Source organism: Bradyrhizobium sp. SZCCHNR1015 (assembly GCF_032489875.1).
GTDB lineage: Bacteria > Pseudomonadota > Alphaproteobacteria > Rhizobiales > Xanthobacteraceae > Bradyrhizobium.
On the sequence record NZ_JAUEYW010000001.1, the window covers coordinates 505,846 to 525,213 of the forward strand.

The window sequence follows — 19,368 nt, forward strand, 5'->3', positions numbered from 1 at the left end:
CCGCAACGGCATCAGTTTCAGCCGGCCCAATAGCCTAATAGAGGCTTCCCGTGCCTGGACGGATGATGAAGCTGCCAGCATCAGGCTGGCCGCCGCTCTGCGACGGCATCACGCGTCCATCGGCGTCGGCGACACCGATCACGGAGTAGTTGTCCGGCGGCGCCGTACCCGGCTTGAATGCTTCCATGATCGTGCGGCCGCCGTCGCCAGGGCTTGCGCGCATGCCCGTCTTGGCATCGACACGGACCAGCTTGATGCCGGCCGGGATCTTGAAGGGCGTGGCCGGCTTGTCGGCCAGCGCGAGCTTCATGAAGTCTTTTGCGATCGGTGCGGCCAGATGACCGCCGGTCGCAGCGTTACCCCGACCGAGCGGCCGCGGCTTGTCGTAACCCATGTAGATCGCGACGGCGAGGTCGGGCGAGAAGCCGACGAACCATGCGTCCTTGGCCTCGTTGGTGGTGCCGGTCTTGCCGGCGATCGGCTTGCCGACCTCCTTCAGCACGGTCGCCGTGCCCGCCTGCACCACGCCCTCGAGCATCGAGGTGATCTGGTAGGCCGTCATCGTATCCAGAACCTGCTCCCGGCGGTCGACCAGCTGCGGCTCGCTCTGGTTCTTCCAGCCGTCCGGGGCGTCGCAGCCGCGGCACTCCCGGGCATCATGCTTGAAGATGGTGTGGCCGTAGCGGTCCTGGATGCGGTCGATCAAGGTCGGCTTCACCCGACGGCCGCCATTGGCGATCATCGAATAGGCGGTGACCATGCGCATGGCCGTGGTTTCGCCGGCGCCGAGGGCGTAGGACAAGTAATTCGGCAGCTCGTCATAGACTCCGAACCGCTTGGCGTATTCGGAAATCAGCGGCATGCCGACGTCCTGCGCGAGACGCACGGTCACCGTGTTCAGCGACAGACGCAGCGCGTTGCGCAAGGTCGTGGGCCCGAGATATTTCCCGTTGGAGAAGTTGTCGGGGCGCCAGACCTGCCCGCCCTGCCCCTGGTCGATCTCGATCGGTGCGTCGACGACCTGGGTCGACGGCGTATAGCCGTTGTCGAGCGCCGAAGAATAGACGATCGGCTTGAATGACGATCCGGGCTGCCGGTAGGCCTGCGTTGCGCGGTTGAACTGGCTCTGGTCGAAGGAGAAGCCGCCGACCATCGCGAGCACACGGCCGGTGTTCGGGTCCATGGCAACCATCGCGCCGGACACTTCGGGCAGTTGCTCGAGGCGATACTGGCCTTCGACCGGATTGCCTTCCTTGTACAGCGGATCGGCATAGATCACGTCGCCCGGCTGCAGCACCTGGGCGACCGACGTCGGCACCTTGCCGCGGCCGTTGGCCGTCGCAGCCCGCGCCCATTTCACGCCGTCAAGCGTGATCAGGCCGGTCTGGCGTTCCTTGCTGACGGCGCCGCCGAGTTCGCGCGGCGGCTGGAAGCCGATGCGGGCGGACTGGTCACTGGTCTCGAGCACTACGGCCATCCGCCAGGGCGAGATGTCGGAGAGCGACTTGATATCGGCGAGCTTCACACCCCAATCACCCGACGTGTCGAGCTTGGAGACGGCTCCGCGATAGCCCTGCTCCTGGTCGTACCTCACGAGTCCGGCGACCATGGCCTTGCGCGCCATGACCTGGATCTTCGGATCGAGCGTCGTCCGGACCGACAGGCCGCCCTCGTAGAGCTTCTTCTCGCCATAGCGCTCGAAAATGTCACGGCGCACTTCCTCGGCGAAATATTCACCCGCGAAGATGTGGGCGCCGGTGTTGCGGCTCGCGATCGTCAGCGGATCCTTGCGCGCCTTGTCGGCGTCGGCCTGCTTGATCCAGCCGTTCTCGAGCAGACGATCGACGACGTAGTTGCGGCGCTCGATGGCACGGTCGCGGTTCCGGATCGGATGCAGGCTGCCCGGCATCTTCGGCAGAGCCGCCAGATAGGCGGCCTCGGCCACCGTCAGCTCGTTGACCGACTTGTCGAAATAGACCAGCGACGCCGCGGCGATGCCGTAGGCGCCGGAGCCGAGATAGATCTCGTTGAGATAGAGCTCGAGAATCTTGTCCTTCGAGTAGGTGCGCTCGATGCGCATCGCCAGCAGCGCTTCCTTGATCTTGCGGGCGAACGACACCTCGTTGGTCAACAGGAAGTTCTTGGCGACCTGCTGGGTGATGGTGGAGGCGCCCTGCGGACGGCGATTCGAGCCGAAGTTCTGGGCGTAGACCACGGCAGCGCGCGCCATGCCGGTGAAATCGATGCCGCCATGCTCGTAGAAGTTCTTGTCCTCGGCGGCGAGGAAGGCGTTGATCACGAGCTTGGGAACCGCCTGGATCGGCAGGTACAGCCGGCGCTCCCGGGCATATTCACCGACCAGCGAGCCGTCGACCGCGTGCACGCGCGTCATCACCGGCGGCTCATAATCCTGCAGCTGGGAGTAGTCAGGCAGATCCTTGGAAAAATGCCAGATCAGGCCGGCCGCTGCTGCCACACCGACCAGGAACAAGACGGTACCGGCCGCGAACAGGAAGCCCAAAAACCGCACCAGAAAGCGCATCGGCGAATATCCGTTCCAACTCTTGTTTCGTCTCTCGGCTCGGACGCGGCGCACCCACAGGCGCTACCGCCAAAAATCACACGGTCGGCTGCAATGCCGCATGACCCATGCCAGAGAAACGCACGGTCAAGCCTATCAGCGGTCAAGCCTATCACAAGTCTGCCGAGAAGGAATCCTCACTGATTCCGGGTGCCTCGCAGCACGTTTATACGGATGTTGCTGTGGCCAAACTAGGGCTTTGCGCGTACCGCCATCGGCTTGTCCGGCCTCTCGGGGCCCGCATTGGCAATGCGCTTGGCCAGAAAGGCATCGATCGCCCGCGCCATTGCGTCCGCCGTGCGCGACCGCCATGCGTCGGAGACCAGGTTCCCCATATCGCCCTTATTGGAGACATAGCCGAGTTCGACCAGCACGGATGGCACGTCGGGCGCCTTGAGCACGCGGAAACCGGCCGATTTCAGCGGGCGCTTATGCATATGCACCGCCGTCTTCATGTCGTTCATCAGCACACGGGCGAACCTGTTGGAAAACGTGCGTGTTTCCCGGCGGGCCAGATCGATCAGGATGTCGGCGACGTCGGCCGGCTCCTCGGTCAGATTGACCCCGCCGATCTGGTCGGCGCGGTTCTCGGTCTCGGCCAGCCGTTCCGCCTCGACGTCGGACGCCTTGTCCGACAGCGTGTAGATGGTCGCGCCCTGCGCAGTGCCCTCACCCCGCGGCAGCGCGTCGGCGTGGATGGAGACGAACAGAGCCGCCGATTGCTTCTGGGCGATGCGGACCCGGTCTCCAAGCGGGATGAAGGTATCGTCGTCGCGGGTCATGACCACGCGGAACTTGCCCGACCGTTCCAGCCGGTCGCGCAGCGCCTGGCCGAAGGCGAGCACCAGATTCTTCTCCGGCACCTCGCCGCCCTGGGTGCCGTAGTCGATTCCTCCATGACCGGGGTCGATCACGACCACGGGCCGGGTGTCCGGCGGGCCATCGGTCGGAGGGGTGGCGATGGCGACCGTCGTCGGCGGCGGCCGGACTGCCGGCGCGGGGGTCCCTGCGACCGCGACGGACGCCGTCGCGGAACCCGAATCGGCAGGCCTGGCCCGGCTGTCGCTGCCGATGGCGCGGGCGAAAGTCGCCTCGTCGACCTCCTCCAGTTCGAGCACCAGCCGCGGCGGCTGGCCGTTGGCGGCATCCAGCACCGTGGAGTTGGCGATTCGGGCCGGGCCGGTGAGATCGAAGACGATGCGGGATCCACCGGGCATCACCATCCCATAGCGGAACGCCTTCACCAGACCACGGCCGCTGGTCCCGGCTCCCGTGGGCAGATGAAAGCTGACCTGGGGCAGGTCGACGACGACGCGATAGGGTTCGCTGAGCAGGAAGGCTCGAAACGGCACCGTCCGGTCGAGATCGAGCACGAATCGGGTCTGTCGGGAATCGCCGGCGACCCGTGCATCGGTGGCGATCGGGAACCCGGGCCCGACTACGGCAGGCGGAACCTGGCCGACCGGCCCGCTCTGGGCGCGGGCCGGAATGGCGGCCGCGCATAACATTTGCGTGACGCACAGTGACGCGCATCCCAGCAAGGAAAGGTAATTCGCCCGGCCAACTGCCAAATCGATGCCTCCGCGGGATCGTCTTACCGCAACCAATCCCAGGGGTTAATCGCCAAATTTTGTCATTTTCGTTAAAGGCCACCGATTGTTGCGGTTCCGCGACGCTTCGCTTGCGCGACCTGACCATTCCTCGTATGTACGAAGGGCTGAAGGCTAATCCTTACTGCCGGTTGTGTCGCGTTCAACCTCCGGTGAAACGCCGGAAGCTTCGTGATCGGGGTGCTCGGTATCGAGTCCTTGATCGTGGCGGAGATTCCAGCGCCTTTCCGACGCTCCACCAAAGCCTGCGCGATCCCGCGCGGCCGCAACGGAGAGCGGTCACGAGCCGAGTGGCGCCTGTCAGGGCGCCTCCTCGCAGAGACCGCCCGGGCACCAGGTCAGACACGGTATAGCCTGATACCGCGCCCGTTACAGGGTGGGTATTCGATCCAGGCAAGCGTTTCGGCGCAATCTGGCCTTCGGCAACAGAGAAGGCGGCACCCGCTGCCGCCCACATATTCCAGACGGGCCGACGCTTGATGCGCCAGACTGAGTTGCCAACCATGACCAGCGGACGATCCGCGCCGATGCGGGGCCAGACCCCCGCCCGGCCAATCGCCCCGCCGGCATCAGGGTTGGCGCGGCGCGACCAGCTGCGTTTAGGCCTTCCCCTCACCCCCGAATCAGGTGGACCGTCGCGTCATCCGACAGCGCGCCACGCGCTCGCGGCCAATCGCGCCCGTCGCCTCCAAGAGTTCCAATATGCCCAACAAGATGTTGATCGATGCTACCCACCCGGAAGAGACCCGGGTCGTTGTCGTCCGCGGCAACCGCGTCGAGGAATTTGATTTCGAAACGGCCCAACGCAAGCAGCTCCGCGGCAACATCTACCTCGCCAAGGTTACCCGCGTTGAGCCCTCGCTGCAGGCCGCCTTCGTCGAGTATGGCGGCAACCGCCACGGCTTCCTCGCCTTCAGCGAAATCCATCCGGACTACTATCAGATCCCGGTCGCCGACCGGCAGGCTCTGATCGAAGCCGAGGAGCGCGCGCACCGCGAAGCCGAAGAGGAAAGCGAGAACCGCTCCAATCGCCGCCGCAACCGGCACCGCAGTTCACGGCGCCGCGGCAGCGGCGAACGCGTCCAGAGCGAGATCGTCGAGGCCGCCGAGGCGGGCCTCCCTGCCCAGACCGAGGGGCATGAGGCCGACCACGAGGCGCCTGAGCACCACGCCTATGCGCAGGACGATCAGCCGCACGCCGACGCGACCGAGGCGCAAGGCTTCTCCGAGGGCCCGGTCGAGACCCACGACCAGGACGCGCCGGGCGAAGCTCAACAAGGCGCAGCCGACGAATCGCACGGCCATGCCGAAGAACCGCATGATGCCGTCGCCGCGCAGGCCCACGACGCCGCCGCCGAGCAGCCCACTGGCGAAGTCGCGCAGACCGGCGACGCGCCCGCCACCGAGGCAGCCAGCCCCGTCCTCGGAGCGGACGAGCACGCCGACGAGCATGACCATGAGAGCCACGGTCATGACGAGCATCATGATGGCGAGCACGAGCATGATGAGCTCGATCATCACGAGCACGACCATCACGAGCATGATCACGATGAGCACGATCACGACGATGACGTCGCTCCCATGGCCGAGCACGCGGATCACGGCGTCACCATCGTGCCCGGCGACGAGAACGGCTCTGAGGCCGTGTCCGGCGACCACGAGGACGACGAGGACGACGGCGAGGAGATCGAGGAAGAGCTCGTCGAATCCGTCGGCGGCGACGACGTGCTGGAAGAAGTGCCGGAGCGCACCTTCCGTCCGCGCCGGCAGTACAAGATCCAGGAGGTCATCAAGCGCCGCCAGGTGATGCTGGTGCAGGTCGTGAAGGAGGAGCGCGGCAACAAGGGCGCCGCGCTGACGACCTATCTGTCGCTCGCCGGCCGCTACGCCGTGCTGATGCCCAACACCGCCCGCGGCGGCGGCATAAGCCGCAAGATCACCTCCGCGCAGGACCGCTCGCGCTTGAAGGAAGTGGTGCAGGACCTCGACGTGCCCGAGGGCATGGGCGTGATCCTGCGCACCGCCGGCGCCAACCGCACCAAGCCCGAGATCAAGCGCGACTTCGAATATCTGCTGCGGCTGTGGGAAACGGTCCGCGACATGACCTTGAAGTCGCAGGCGCCGACGCTGGTCTACGAGGAGGGCTCGCTGATCAAGCGCTCGCTGCGCGACCTCTACAACAAGGAGATCGACGAGATCCTGGTGGCCGGTGAAGACGGCTACCGCGAGGCGCACGACTTCATGAAGATGCTGATGCCGACCAACGTCCGGGCGGTGAAGCAGTATCGCGACGGCCAGCCGCTGTTCTCGCGGATGGGCGTCGAGAGCCAGCTCGACGCGATGTTCTCGCCGACCGTGCAGCTGCGCTCCGGCGGCTATATCGTGCTCAACCAGACCGAGGCGCTGGTCTCGATCGACGTGAACTCCGGCCGCGCCACGCGCGAGCATCACATCGAGGACACCGCTCTCAAGACCAATATGGAGGCCGCCGAGGAGGTGGCGCGGCAGCTCCGTTTGCGCGACCTCGCCGGGCTGATCGTCATCGACTTCATCGACATGGACGAGAAGCGCAACAACCGCTCCGTCGAGCGCAAGCTGTCGGACTGCCTGCGGCAGGATCGCGCGCGCATCCAGGTCGGCCGGATCTCGCATTTCGGCCTGTTGGAGATGTCGCGCCAGCGCATCCGTGCCAGCGTGCTGGAAAGCTCGACCGAGCCGTGCGCGCATTGCGGCGGCACCGGCCATGTGCGCTCGGTATCCTCGGTGGCGCTGCAACTGCTGCGCAGCCTCGAAGAAACGCTGATGAAGGGCGCGACCCACAACCTCGTGGTCCGCACCCGCACCGAGGTGGCGCTCTACGTGCTCAACCACAAGCGCGGCCATCTGCGCGACCTCGAGAACAGCTTCAAGGTCTCGCTCGCCGTCATCGCCGACCCGAGCGTGAGCGGCCAGCAATCCTTCATCATCGATCGCGGCGAGCAGGTGCATACGCTCGAGGCCGCCAAGGCGCTGCTCGCGGCGCAGGCCTCAGCCCCACCGCTGGTGGCCGAGGACATCTACGACGAGGAAGAACCGTTCGACATCGAGACGGAATCCGAGGTCGAGACCGAGGAGACCGAAGGCCTGTCCGAGGACACGGCCGACGGCAGCGCTGCCGAAGGCGAGCGGGACGGCGCGCGTCGCAAGCGGCGCCGGCGCCGGCGCAGCCGCGGCGGCGAGACCCGCGAGGGCGCGCTGCCTGAAGGAACGGCCGGACTGCAGCCCGCGGAGCCGGGCCCTGCCACCGAGCAGTCAGCCGAGGACTCCGACGGCGAAGACGACGAGTCGGAGGAACAGCCTGCGTTCGCCCAGGGCGAGCAGACGGATCAGCCTGGCGGCGAGCGTCGTCCGCGCCGGCGTGGACGTCGCGGCGGTCGTCGTCGGCGCGGTGGCGCGGAAGAAGGTCTCGCCGCGTCGATCGGCGACGAGTTCGCGCCGGCTTCGGCATCGGAGGCAGAAGCCGCCGTGGCCGATTTCGACGGCAACGGCGCTTCCCACCACGACGAGGAAGAGCCGGCTGAACCCGCGGCGCCGGTCCAGGCGTCGGCCGCAACCGAGGCCGATGAGCCCGTCGCGGGCGCCTCCGCGCCAATGCCCCAGGCTGCTCCCGCTCAACCCGAAGTGCAGCAGAGCGAGGCTCCGAAGACGGAATCCGAGAAGACCCCGCGGCGTTCGACGGTTCGCGAGAAGGTCAGCTTCCTTACCGAGCCCAGGCCGGAGAGCGCGGTTTCGGCCGTCAACGTCGCCGAGAGCAGCACGCCCGCTCCGGCTGCCGACGTCGCGGCGTCGGAACCGGTTGCCACCGAGCCGGCGACCACCGATTCCTCGTCCGCTGCGGCCCCGCGCCGGGCCGGCTGGTGGTCCCGCCGTTTCGGTGGCGGGCAGTAGCCCCCCCTCTCCGACGCTTCAATGCAAAACGCCCGGCCAGATGGCCGGGCGTTTTTCATATGGCGTATGGCGATCGTTCCTGGCCGTGACGACCGGAGGCCGCTCAAGCCACGTCACGGCCGTCTCGACATCCGACGGATCGATCTGCTGATTGAGCCGTCTCTGCAGGAGATCATGGTCGCGTTCGTCTTCCCGCCACGAGACGAACACGGCGGCCGTGCCGTTGCCGGTGATGTTGGTCGGCGCACGCTGCTCGCGCATGAACTCGTCGGTCGAGCACACGATCGCCATGCCCGGAACCAGGGCCGGCTTCACGACCGACAGCGTTGCGGCCAAGGTGACGAAGACGGCAACGTCAACGCCGCTCGTGCCCTTCAATCACGAAGGGTGCACAACCGACCTCACCCGCGCCCTAGCCTAGCCAGCGCGCGATCCGGGCCACCGCCTCGCGCATGTCCTCGGCCGAACGCGCATAGGAAAAGCGCACGAAGCTGCGGCCGTGGATCGGATCGAAGTCGACGCCCGGCGTGGCGGCCACATGGGTCTCCTCCAGCATCCGCTTGGCGAAGTCGAAACTGCCGGAGGTGAAGTCGGACACGTCGGCATAGAGGTAGAAGGCGCCGTCGGCCGGCAGGAACCGGGTCAGGCCGGCCTTCGGGAAACCCTCGATCAGGATGCGGCGGTTCTCCTGGTAACCGTGCTTGATGGCCTCCATCTCGGCCCGGCCGTCGAACGCCGCTTCCGCCGCGATCTGCGACAGGGTCGGAACCGAGATCGCGAGGTTCTGCTGCAGACGCTCGATCGGCCGCACCAGCGCATCCGGCACCACCATCCAGCCGATGCGCCAGCCCGTCATGCAGAAGTACTTCGAGAACGAGTTGATGATCAGGGCCTCGCTCGACAGCTCCGCCGCCGTCACCGCCGGAAACGCGTAGTCCAGACCGTGATAGATCTCGTCGGAGATGAAGCGGATGCCGGCATCGCGTGCGGCTGCAATGACGCCGCCCAGCGCCTCGCGCGACATCATGGTGCCGGTCGGATTGGCAGGGCTTGCCACCAGCACGCCCTTCAGCGGCGTCTTGCGGTGCGCGGCGAGCAGCGCCTCGCCGGTCAAAGCGTGACGGTTCTCCGCCGTGGTCTCGATCAGCACCGGCTCGCAGCCCAGCGCCGTCAGGATGTGGCGATAGGGCGGATAGCCCGGCACGGTCACGGCCACGCGGTCACCGGGCTCGAACATCGCCAGGAACGCCAGGATGAATCCGGCGGAGGATCCCGTCGTGATCACGATCCGCGCCGGATCGATCTCGCAAGCATGCGTCTCGCGATAGTGCCGTGCGATTCGCTGCCGCAGCGACAGCAAACCCAGCGCCGAGGTGTAGTCGATGCGGGCCTGATCGAGCGCGGCATGCGCGGCCGCGATGGCCGCTCGTGGCGCAGCCGCCGCCGGTTGGCCGACCTCCATGTGAATGACATGTCCGCCGCCCGACTCGATCCGCTCGGCCGCAGCCATCACGTCCATCACCATGAACGGTGGAACATGGCTGCGCGCGGACGGCGCCGTCAGGTTGGCGATCCGCTGTTCCATTGTCGGTATCACTGTCGCATCCACCATCGATATCTGCTATTGACCCCGGCTGTCCGGACCCGCTCCGTGAACCGGTCGAGGTCAGCCCATGGGCCTCGTTCGCCGCAGATGAGCCGCATTCCGCCGTTTGGTGGGCAATAGCCCGTCTCGCGCCTCGCGCCAATTGCAAAGATCGCCTGATGTCGCTCCGTATCGTTCTTCGCAAGAAACTGTCCGGCGGGCTTGCCGCGGTCGTCGCGGCGGCCGTGACGCTGGCGCCGCTCGCGCCTGCGTCGGCGCAGCAGGGCAAGGGACCGCCGATCCTGCGCGACACCGAGACCGAGGTGCTGCTGCGCGAATATACGCGGCCGATCCTGCGCGTCGCCGGGCTCGAAAAGCAGAACATCCAGATGGTCATCATCAACGATGCGTCCTTCAACGCGTTCGTTGCCGACGGCCGCCGCATCTTCGTCAATTACGGCGCGATCCTGCAGTCGGAAAATCCGAATCAGCTGATCGGCGTGCTCGCGCACGAGACGGGCCATCTCGCCGGCGGTCATCTCGCCAAGCTGCGCCAGCAGCTCGCCACCGCGCAGACCCAGATGATCATCGCCACCATTCTCGGGGCCGGCGCCCTCGCCGTCGGCGCGCGCGGCGGCGGCAGCGGCCTGGCCAATGCCGGCGCCGCGACGCTGTCGGCCCCGGGCGAGGTCATCCGCCGATCGCTGTTGTCGTATCAGCGCCAGCAGGAGGAGAACGCCGACCGTGCCGGGGTGAAATTCCTCACCGCGACAGCGCAATCGCCGAAGGGCATGTACGAGACGTTCAAGCGCTTCACCAATGAGAGCCTGTTCGCCGCGCGCGGCGCCGACCCCTATCTGCAATCACATCCGATGCCGGCCGATCGCGTCGAGGCGCTCGAGGGCCTCGCGCGCCAAAGCCCCTATTGGGACAAGAAGGACGACCCCGCACTGCAGCTGCGCCACGACATGGTCCGTGCCAAGATCTCGGCCTTCATGGAACGGCCGGACACGGTGGCACGGCGCTATCCATTGTCGGACACCGGCCTGCCCGCCCGCTACGCCAGGGCAATCTCCACCTACCTGCATGGCGACCTGCGCAGCGCCCTGAGCCAGATCGATGGCCTGATCCAGGTGCAGCCCAACAACCCCTATTTCTACGAGGTCCGCGGCCAGGCCCTGCTGGAGGGCGGCCGCCCGGCCGAGGCGATCGCCCCGCTGCGCAAGGCGGTGCACCTGTCCAATAACGCCCCGCTCATCGAGATGTTACTTGGTCAGGCCTTGGTGGCATCCGAGAACAAAGCCTACACTGACGAGGCGATCTCGATCTTGCGCGCGGCGGTCGCGCGCGAATCCGAGGCGCCGCTCGGCTATTCCCAGCTCGCGATGGCCTACGGTCGCAAGGGCGATTATGCGGAGGCGGATCTGGCCTCGGCGCAGGCCGCCTTCCTGCGTGGCGACAACAAGACGGCGCGCGAGCTTGCCTCGCGTGCAAAAACCCGCTTCGCGGTCGGCTCGCCGGGCTGGGTCAGGGCCGACGACATCGTCACGGCAAAGCCGCTTTCCGGCCAGTAGGGTGTCGGACAGCGGGGGTTGGCGCCCGCTGAAGTTTTGAACTACTGCTATCATCCGATCCAGAATATCAGAATACCGTCACGACCATCGACAAGGACCCGATCATTTGACCCAGAGGACCTCCTCCATGCCGTCAGTCCGCACGCTCATTCCCGCGATGTTGCTCGCGCTTTCGCTCTGCGGCGTGCCTCAGCTCGCGTCGGCGGAGAGCTTCTCCGACAGCCAGCGGGGCGAGATCGAGACCATCGTCCGAAACTACCTGATCGCGCATCCCGAGGTGCTCGAAGAGGCGATGGCCGAGCTGCAGAAGCGCCAGACGGCGGCCGAGGCGGCCAAGCACGAGGCCAGCGTCAGCAAGAACGCCGAGACCATCTTCAACTCGCCGCGCGGCGTCGTGCTCGGCAACAAGGATGGCGACGTCACCTTCGTCGAGTTCTTCGATTACAATTGCGGCTACTGCAAGCGCGCGATGGCCGACATGATGGAGCTGATGAAGAGCGACCCGAAGCTGAAGGTCGTGCTCAAGGAATTTCCCGTGCTGAGCCAGGGCTCCGTCGAGGCCGCACAGGTCGCGGTTGCCGTTCGCATGCAGGCCCCGCAGAAATATCTCGACTTCCACCAGAAGCTGCTGGGCGGCCGCGGCCAAGCCGACAAGGCCCATGCGCTCGCCGTCGCCAAGGATCTCGGGCTCGACATGGCGCGCGTCGAGAAGGACATGGCGAGCCCCGAGGCCAAGGCGACGATCGAGGAAAACTTCAAGCTCGCCGAGGAGATGGGCATGAACGGGACGCCGAGCTACGTGATCGGCAAGCAGGTCGTGATCGGCGCCGTCGGCGTCGAGGGCCTGCGCGAGAAGATCAGCACGGCCCGCTGCGGCAAGGCGAGCTGCTGAGCATATCTGCCAAAGCGTCTCGCCATCATGGGATCAATCGAAGGCCGGCTGTCTCAGCCGGCCTTCTTCTTTGCCGTGAGCCGGTGAAGAAGCGACAGACCGGTGGCGGCAGCGCCCTCGCCTATCCCTTCAGCCTCATGCCGAGCCGGGTTCGAAGTGCCTCGCGGATGTGCCCGCGTGCAATCGCCTCGGCCCGATCGGGATCGCGGATCGCGATCGCCTCGATCAGCTCACCATGCTCGGCCGCGGCTGTTGCCGCACGTCCTTCGGCCGCAAACGTCGTGGTTCCCAGCAGCGCCGTCGCGACATGCATGTCCTCGAGGGCGGCGTCGAGATAGCGGTTGCGCGCGGCGCGCTGGATCGCACCGTGCATCAGCCGGTTCAGCCGCGCCAGCTCGGCGGCGTCCCCCGCGCTGACAAAGCTCGCATGAATGTCGCGGAGCGCCGCGACCTCGGCCGGCACGGCATACTGCGCGGCGAGCCGGGCCGCGGCGCCTTCGAGAATTTCCCGCATCGCGTACAGCTCGAGGACTTCGTTCTCGTCGAGACTGCGCACGATCAGGCCGCGTCCACCGGCCGGCTGCACCCACCCCTTGGCCACCAGCTTGCCGAAGGCCTCACGGACCGGCGTCCGGCTGACTTCCAGCTTCTGCGCCACCTCGTCCTCGCGCAGCCGGTCGCCGGAGCGGTAGACGCCATTCTCCAAGGCCCGGCACAGCGCGCGAAACACCGCCTCGCCGAGAGAGACATTGTCGCGATCGATGGTGAGCGTAGGGCTTCCTGAGGACATGGCTGCAATGTCTCGCATGCGCGCGTGTGACGACACCATCTCTTGCATATTTTTGTATACAATAGTATACGAAATCATGTGCTGTTCGAACGGGTTTAAGCCCGGTTTCCATCCATCGACCGAGCCATTGCCGAGGGGGCGCGAGAACGTCCGCTCGCGGTATGACAGGGCGAGCCGGATATGACGGCCGAGCATGCCATCGCTGAGCATCCGCGGGCCTATGATGTCGTGGTCGTCGGCGGCGGCAACGCGGCCCTCTGCGCCGCCATTGCGGCCCGGCGTGCCGGCGCATCGGTCATCGTGCTCGAAGCGGCCTCGAAGTTCTATCGCGGCGGCAATACGCGCCACACCCGCAACATGCGCTGCGCCCATGACGCGGCGACCGCGACGTTGAGCGGCCCCTACACCGAGGACGAGTTCTGGGACGATCTCCTGCGCGTCACCGAAGGCCAGACCAACGAGCAGCTGGCGCGCCTGATGATGCGCGAGTCCAAGGACATGCTCGACTGGATCGTCGAACAGGGCGTGCGTTTCCAGCCCTCGCTCGGCGGAACGCTGAGCCTGGGGCGGACCAACTCGTTCTTCCTGGGCGGCGGCCGGGCGATGCTCAATGCGCTGTATCTGACCGCCGAGCGGCTCGGCGTCGACGTGCGCTACGAGGCCGAGGTGGTGGGGCTGGAGATCGACGGCAACCGCTTCCGCGCGGCGATCGTTCAACACGGCAACGGCCGGATGCGCATCGGCGGCAAGGCGCTGGTGGCGGCCGCAGGCGGCTTCGAAGCCAATATCGACAAGCTGGTCGAGGGCTGGGGCGAGATCGCGCGCAACTTCCTGATCCGCGGCACGCCCAACAATCGCGGCACGGTGCTCGACATGCTGCTCGGCGCCGGCGTCGACAGCATCGGCGATCCGACCCAGTGCCACGCGGTGGCGATCGATGCGCGCGCCCCCAAATATGACGGCGGCATCATCACGCGGCTCGACTGCGTCGTGTTCGGCATCGTCGTCAACAACAACGCCGAGCGCTTCTACGACGAAGGCGAGGACGTCTGGCCGAAGCGCTACGCGATCTGGGGACGCCTGGTGGCTGCGCAGCCGGACCAGATCGCCTACATCATCTTCGACACGAAATCGGCGAACCTGTTCATGCCGTCGCTCTACCCCGCGATCGAGGCGGCCAGCATCGCCGAGCTCGCTGGCAAGCTCGGCCTCGATCCGGACAGGCTGACCGCCACCGTCGCGCATTTCAACGCGGCGGTGCGCGACGGACAATTCAATCCCGACATCCTCGACGATTGCCGCACCGAGAACCTGATCCCCCCGAAATCGCATTGGGCGCGCCGCATCGACAGCGGCCCCTACTACGCCTATCCGGTTCGGCCCGGCATTACCTTCACCTATCTCGGCGTGCGGGTCGATCACGCCGCAAAAATGATGATGAAGTCCGGCGGTCCCGCCGACAACATGTATGCCGCAGGCGAGATCATGGCGGGCAACGTGCTCGGCCGCGGCTACGCCGCAGGAATCGGCATGACGATCGGCAGCGTGTTCGGGCGCATCGCCGGCCGGGGAGCAGCGACACATGCAGCGCAGTGAGGCGTTGACCGAGGCGGATCGGCTGATGACGATCTGCAATTCCTGCCGCTATTGCGAGGGACTCTGCGCCGTGTTTCCGGCGATGGAGATGCGCCGCGCCTTCACGGGCGGCGACCTCAACTATCTCGCCAATCTCTGCCATGCCTGCGGCGCCTGCTACGTCGACTGCCAGTTCGCGCCACCGCACGAGTTCGATGTTCGCGTCCCCTCCGTCTTGGCCCGGGTGCGGCACGAGAGCTATGCCGACTATGCCTGGCCGCGCGCGCTGGCGCCGCTGTTCAGGCGCAACGGCCTCGCGGTGTCGCTCATCGCGGTGATCAGCATGGCCGCGTCCATCCTCGGCATCGTGGCCTTCAACGATCCGGCCGCGGTGTTTGCAGGCCGGCACGGCCCCGGCTCGTTCTACGCGCTCATGCCCCACAACGCGTTGGCACTGTTGTTCGGCGCGGCCTTCCTGTGGGCCATCATCGCCTTCATCATGGGCGCCCGGGCCTTCTGGAATGACATCGGCGAGCCGAGCTCGACCCTGACGCGCCCACGTCCACTGCTGCGCGCCGTCCGCGACGCAGCCAGCCTGCGCTATCTCGATGGCGGCGGTGTCGGCTGCTACAACGAGGACGAGCGGCCGCGCGACACCAGGCGGTTCTATCACCAGCTGACGTTCTGGGGCTTCATGCTCTGCGTCGCATCGACCAGCGTTGCGACGCTCTATCACTATCTTCTGCACCGTGAGGCGCCGTATCCATTGTGGGATCTGCCGGTCGTGCTCGGCACGCTCGGCGGATTGGGCATCGTGGTCGGCCCGCTCGGACTCTACACCGCCAAGCGCAGGCGTGAGCCTGCGATGATGGATGCGGGCAGTCTCGCCATGGACGTCGCGTTCCTGGCGATGCTCGTGCTCACCGGCGCAACCGGTCTCGCCCTCCTCTTGCTACGCGAGACCAGCACGATGGGCCTGCTGCTCGCGCTCCATCTCGGTGCGGTATTCGCGCTCTTCATCACGATGCCCTACGGCAAGTTCGTGCACGGCCTCTATCGATTCTTGGCTCTCGTCCGCTACGCGCGCGAACGTCACGGCGCGTAGCTCATGCGAGCGCGACTGATCGCCACGATGGTCATGCGGCGTTCATGACCCTGAGCATCCGTTCATAAGGTTGCGATCTGCGACATTTTTCCGGAACGATCGGAGACGCACGGAACGACTCCTACTTCCTGCCGTTGTCGGCGCGGGCAGTGCCAATACGAGGAGGATAGAGGATGACCAATCGCTTGATGGTATCAGTTGCTGCAATCGCGCTCCTGGCGGGTGCAGGTTTTGCTCATGCGCAAGGTGCCGGCGGTGCGGGCGGCGCAGCTGGACAGTCCGGCGGCGCAGCCATGCAGGGCGGTGCGACCGGTGGTGCTGCCGGCGGAGCATCGAGCGGCGGCATGAACGCGCCCGGCGGCGCGATGCATCGCGACAGCGCCTCGCCTGCGGCCGGCGGCGCGTCCGACATGCGCTCCAGTCAATCGGAACAGAAGCCCGGTGCGACCAAGAGCCAGCACGCCGAGGAAGGCATGAAGGGCCCGGCCACCAAGGGCGCGAGCACCGAGAGCGACAGCAAGGGCGGCGCCAAGAACATGAAGGCCGAAGGTCGCGAGGGTCGCGACAACAACATGAAGGCCGAGGGTCGCGACAGCAAGACCGGCACCAGCACCAATGCCGAAACCAAGACCGGCACCGAGCGTTCGCAGACCACCACCGGACAGGCCGGCGCCGCTGCCAAGCTCACCACCGAGCAGCGCACCAAGATCACCACGGTGATCCGCAGCCAGCGCGTCGAGCCGGTGACCAACGTCAACTTCAACATTTCCGTCGGCACAAGGGTGCCGCGCGAGGTTCACTTCCACCCGCTCCCGACCGAAGTCGTGACGATCTATCCGGAGTGGCGCGGATATGACTTCATCCTGGTTCGCGAGCAGATCGTCGTGATCGATCCTCACACCTACGAGATCGTCGCGGTTCTCAACGTCTGATCCCGACCAGGCAGGCGACGAGAACGAGGGGCGGGCAGCAATGCCCGCCCCAACCTATTGCGCAAAGCGCGCGCGGGAGCCATCACACGCAACGCGTGCAGTCCCGTGGACAAAGCCGGTTGTTCAGCAATTTCGTACTCTTAAGACGGTTTTTTCGTGTGACGGACCAAGCCTCGGTCAGCCTACCCGGCTGCCGAAAGGCTTCCCCTTGGCGGCTTTGTTACCTATAACGCCGCCCACTGCCGCCACACCGCCGGGATGGGAATGGCCGACGCCGCGCACAACACGATCTATGTCCTCAACGGACCCAACCTCAACCTGTTGGGCACCCGCGAGCCGGAGACCTACGGCCATGCCACCCTGGCAGACGTGGAACGGCTGTGCGTCGAGACGGCCGCCCGCTTCGGCCTGACGGCGGAGTGCCGACAGTCGAACCATGAGGGTGTGCTCGTCGATCACATCCATGAGGCCCGCAGCCGCGGTGTGGTCGGAATCATCCTCAATGCCGGCGCCTACTCTCATACCTCCATTGCCCTGCACGACGCGCTGATGGGGGTGAAGATTCCCACCGTCGAAGTGCACATCAGCAACATCCACGCCCGCGAGAGCTTCCGGCACCATTCTTTCACCGCGAAGGCCGCGTTTGCCTCGATCTGCGGCTTCGGCATCGACGGCTACCGGCTGGCGATTACCGGCCTCGCCGCCAAGATCGGCGCCAAAGCCGTCACGCAGACCGACATCTAGCGCAAGCCTGACGTCACAGTCCTCACGCATCCCAACGTTCCGGATCAGATCATGGCGCCCCAGCCCGACGACAAGACCATCGCGAAATCCGAAGACAGCCAGCTCATTCGCGAGCTCGCAGCGCTGCTGGATGAGACCAGCCTGACCGAGATCGAGCTGGAGCGTGCCGGCCTTCGCATCCGCGTTGCCCGCAACGTGACCGTTGCGGCGGCCGTCCATTCGGCCATCGGAGCCGCCACCGCTGGCGTTCCCGTGGTCGCGGCCGCCACCGCGGCAGCCGCCGGCGCGGACTTGTCAAAACATCCCGGCGTGGTGCCCTCGCCCATGGTCGGCACCGCCTACTGGGCGCCCGAGCCCGGCGCCAAGCCGTTCGTCGAGGTCGGCTCCAAGGTCTCGGTCGGCCAGACCCTGATGATCATCGAGGCGATGAAGACGATGAACCAGATTCCGTCGCCGCGCGCCGGCACGGTGACGCAGATCCTGGTCGAGGACGGCCAGCCCGTGGAGTTCGGCGAGCCGCTCGTCATCATCGAATAAGCGCGACTAGCGGACGGCGACGAGCGAATGGTCCGCCATTCCACGTCCGCCGCTCACTACTCGCCACTCGCGCCCGAGGCACAATGTTCGACAAGATCCTCATCGCCAATCGCGGCGAAATCGCCCTTCGCATCCTCAGGGCCTGCAAGGAGCTCGGCATCTCCACCGTCGCGGTGCATTCCACCGCCGACGCCGATGCGATGCATGTCCGTCTCGCCGATGAAAGCGTCTGCATCGGGCCGCCGCCGTCGAAGGACAGCTATCTCAACATCCCCGCTTTGCTCGCCGCCTGTGAAATCACCGGCGCCGACGCCGTGCATCCCGGCTACGGCTTCCTGTCGGAGAACGCGCGCTTCGCCGAGATTCTTGCGGACCACAATCTGCATTTCATCGGGCCGAAGGCGGAGCACATCCGCCTGATGGGCGACAAGATCGAGGCCAAGAAGACGGCCAAGCGGTTGGGTATTCCGGTGGTGCCCGGCTCCGACGGTGCGGTGACGCCCGACCAGGACGCTATGGCGATCGCCAAGGAGATCGGCTTCCCGGTGCTGGTCAAGGCTGCCGCCGGCGGCGGCGGCCGCGGCATGAAGGTCGCCCACACCGAGGCCGATCTGCAGCTGGCGCTGACCACAGCGGCCAACGAGGCGAGATCGGCGTTCGGCGACGCCTCGGTCTATCTGGAGAAGTATCTGCAGAAGCCGCGCCACATCGAGATCCAGGTGCTCGGCGACGGCCGCGGCGGCGCCATCCATCTCGGCGAGCGCGACTGCTCGCTGCAGCGCCGCCACCAGAAGGTCTGGGAGGAAGGCCCCTCCCCGGTGCTCGATGCGGCCGCGCGCGCCAAGATCGGCAATACCGTCGCCAAGGCGATGCAGGAGCTGAAATATATCGGCGTCGGCACCATCGAATTCCTCTACGAGGACGGCGAGTTCTATTTCATCGAAATGAACACGCGCATCCAGGTCGAGCATCCCGTCACCGAGATGATCACCGGGATCGACCTCGTGCTGGAGCAGATCCGCATCGCCGCCGGCGGCGACCTGCCGATGAGCCAGGACCAGGTCGTCATCAACGGCCACTCGATCGAGTGCCGCGTCAACGCAGAGAACCCGGTCAGCTTCCGGCCCTCGCCCGGCAAGATCCAGCAGTACCATCCGCCCGGCGGCCTCGGGGTCCGCATCGATTCCGCCGTCTACCAGGGCTATGTGATCCCGCCCTATTACGACTCGCTGGTCGGCAAGCTCATCGTCCACGGCAAGAGCCGGGTCGAGTGCCTGATGCGGCTGCGGCGCGCGCTGGACGAGATGGTGGTCGACGGCATCGAGACCACGCTGCCGCTGTTCCGCGCCCTGGTCCGCGAGCCCGCGATCATCGACGGCGACTATCACATCCACTGGCTCGAGCAGTATCTGGCCGGCCAGAAGACCGACTGAGCGGCCGCATTCAGAAAACTGTCATCCGAAGCGGAACCATCCGGCCGCAGCCGCGTTTTGGTGGGTCGGATCAGTTCCGCCAG

Annotated in this window: 13 protein-coding genes and 1 pseudogene; 9 read left to right on the plus strand and 5 right to left on the minus strand. The window is 66.2% G+C overall.

Going from position 1 to position 19,368, the window contains the following annotated elements; translation table 11 throughout:
• Positions 1-34: 34 nt before the first annotated feature.
• Both QX128_RS02270 and QX128_RS02275 read right to left on the minus strand, forming a co-directional pair.
• Positions 35-2,542 (minus strand): penicillin-binding protein 1A, encoded by a 2,508-nt coding sequence (locus QX128_RS02270; protein WP_315800153.1) that lies wholly within the window; start codon positions 2,540-2,542, stop codon positions 35-37.
• A 230-nt stretch (positions 2,543-2,772) separates the two neighbouring features.
• Positions 2,773-4,089, minus strand: coding sequence for an N-acetylmuramoyl-L-alanine amidase (locus QX128_RS02275; protein WP_316236709.1), 1,317 nt, complete (start codon positions 4,087-4,089; stop codon positions 2,773-2,775).
• Between the two features lie 804 nt (positions 4,090-4,893).
• On the opposite strand from QX128_RS02275, the gene QX128_RS02290 reads away from it, so the two are divergent.
• On the plus strand, positions 4,894-8,118 hold the full coding sequence (locus QX128_RS02290; RefSeq protein WP_410053122.1) for an Rne/Rng family ribonuclease: 3,225 nt from the start codon (positions 4,894-4,896) through the stop codon (positions 8,116-8,118).
• A gap of 111 nt (positions 8,119-8,229) precedes the next feature.
• Here QX128_RS02290 and QX128_RS02295 read toward each other — a convergent pair.
• Positions 8,230-8,493: pseudogene (locus tag QX128_RS02295) on the minus strand (dicarboxylate/amino acid:cation symporter); the annotation flags it as partial.
• A 37-nt stretch (positions 8,494-8,530) separates the two neighbouring features.
• Entirely contained in the window at positions 8,531-9,730 is a 1,200-nt protein-coding gene (locus QX128_RS02300) for a pyridoxal phosphate-dependent aminotransferase (RefSeq protein ID WP_316236579.1), read from the minus strand.
• Positions 9,731-9,882: 152 nt separating this feature from the next.
• Here QX128_RS02300 and QX128_RS02305 point away from each other — a divergent pair, with 152 nt between their 5' ends.
• Positions 9,883-11,277, plus strand: a complete 1,395-nt coding sequence (locus tag QX128_RS02305) for a M48 family metalloprotease (protein ID WP_316180756.1) — start codon at positions 9,883-9,885, stop codon at positions 11,275-11,277.
• Between the two features lie 127 nt (positions 11,278-11,404).
• Positions 11,405-12,169, plus strand: coding sequence for a DsbA family protein (locus tag QX128_RS02310; RefSeq protein ID WP_316180758.1), 765 nt, complete (start codon positions 11,405-11,407; stop codon positions 12,167-12,169).
• A 121-nt stretch (positions 12,170-12,290) separates the two neighbouring features.
• Here QX128_RS02310 and QX128_RS02315 read toward each other — a convergent pair whose 3' ends face one another.
• Positions 12,291-12,959 carry a GntR family transcriptional regulator gene (locus QX128_RS02315; protein ID WP_316180759.1) on the minus strand — a complete coding sequence of 223 codons (669 nt, stop codon included), beginning with the start codon at positions 12,957-12,959 and terminating at the stop codon, positions 12,291-12,293.
• A gap of 180 nt (positions 12,960-13,139) precedes the next feature.
• Between QX128_RS02315 and tcuA the strand changes: the two genes are divergently transcribed.
• From tcuA to accC, 6 genes are all read left to right on the plus strand, one after another.
• Positions 13,140-14,555 (plus strand): FAD-dependent tricarballylate dehydrogenase TcuA, encoded by a 1,416-nt coding sequence (gene tcuA / locus QX128_RS02320; RefSeq protein WP_316236580.1) that lies wholly within the window; start codon positions 13,140-13,142, stop codon positions 14,553-14,555.
• Positions 14,542-15,639, plus strand: a complete 1,098-nt coding sequence (tcuB, locus tag QX128_RS02325) for a tricarballylate utilization 4Fe-4S protein TcuB (protein WP_315800161.1) — start codon at positions 14,542-14,544, stop codon at positions 15,637-15,639. Before tcuA ends, tcuB begins: the two co-directional genes overlap by 14 nt.
• 173 nt (positions 15,640-15,812) lie before the next feature.
• Complete coding sequence (locus QX128_RS02330; RefSeq protein ID WP_316236581.1) at positions 15,813-16,571, plus strand: DUF1236 domain-containing protein; 759 nt, start codon at positions 15,813-15,815, stop codon at positions 16,569-16,571.
• Positions 16,572-16,835: 264 nt separating this feature from the next.
• Positions 16,836-17,315, plus strand: a complete 480-nt coding sequence (gene aroQ / locus QX128_RS02335; protein WP_315800163.1) for a type II 3-dehydroquinate dehydratase — start codon at positions 16,836-16,838, stop codon at positions 17,313-17,315.
• A gap of 51 nt (positions 17,316-17,366) precedes the next feature.
• Positions 17,367-17,852, plus strand: a complete 486-nt coding sequence (gene accB / locus QX128_RS02340) for an acetyl-CoA carboxylase biotin carboxyl carrier protein (RefSeq protein ID WP_315800164.1) — start codon at positions 17,367-17,369, stop codon at positions 17,850-17,852.
• An 83-nt stretch (positions 17,853-17,935) separates the two neighbouring features.
• Entirely contained in the window at positions 17,936-19,285 is a 1,350-nt protein-coding gene (gene accC / locus QX128_RS02345; RefSeq protein WP_315800165.1) for an acetyl-CoA carboxylase biotin carboxylase subunit, read from the plus strand.
• Positions 19,286-19,368: the final 83 nt, after the last annotated feature.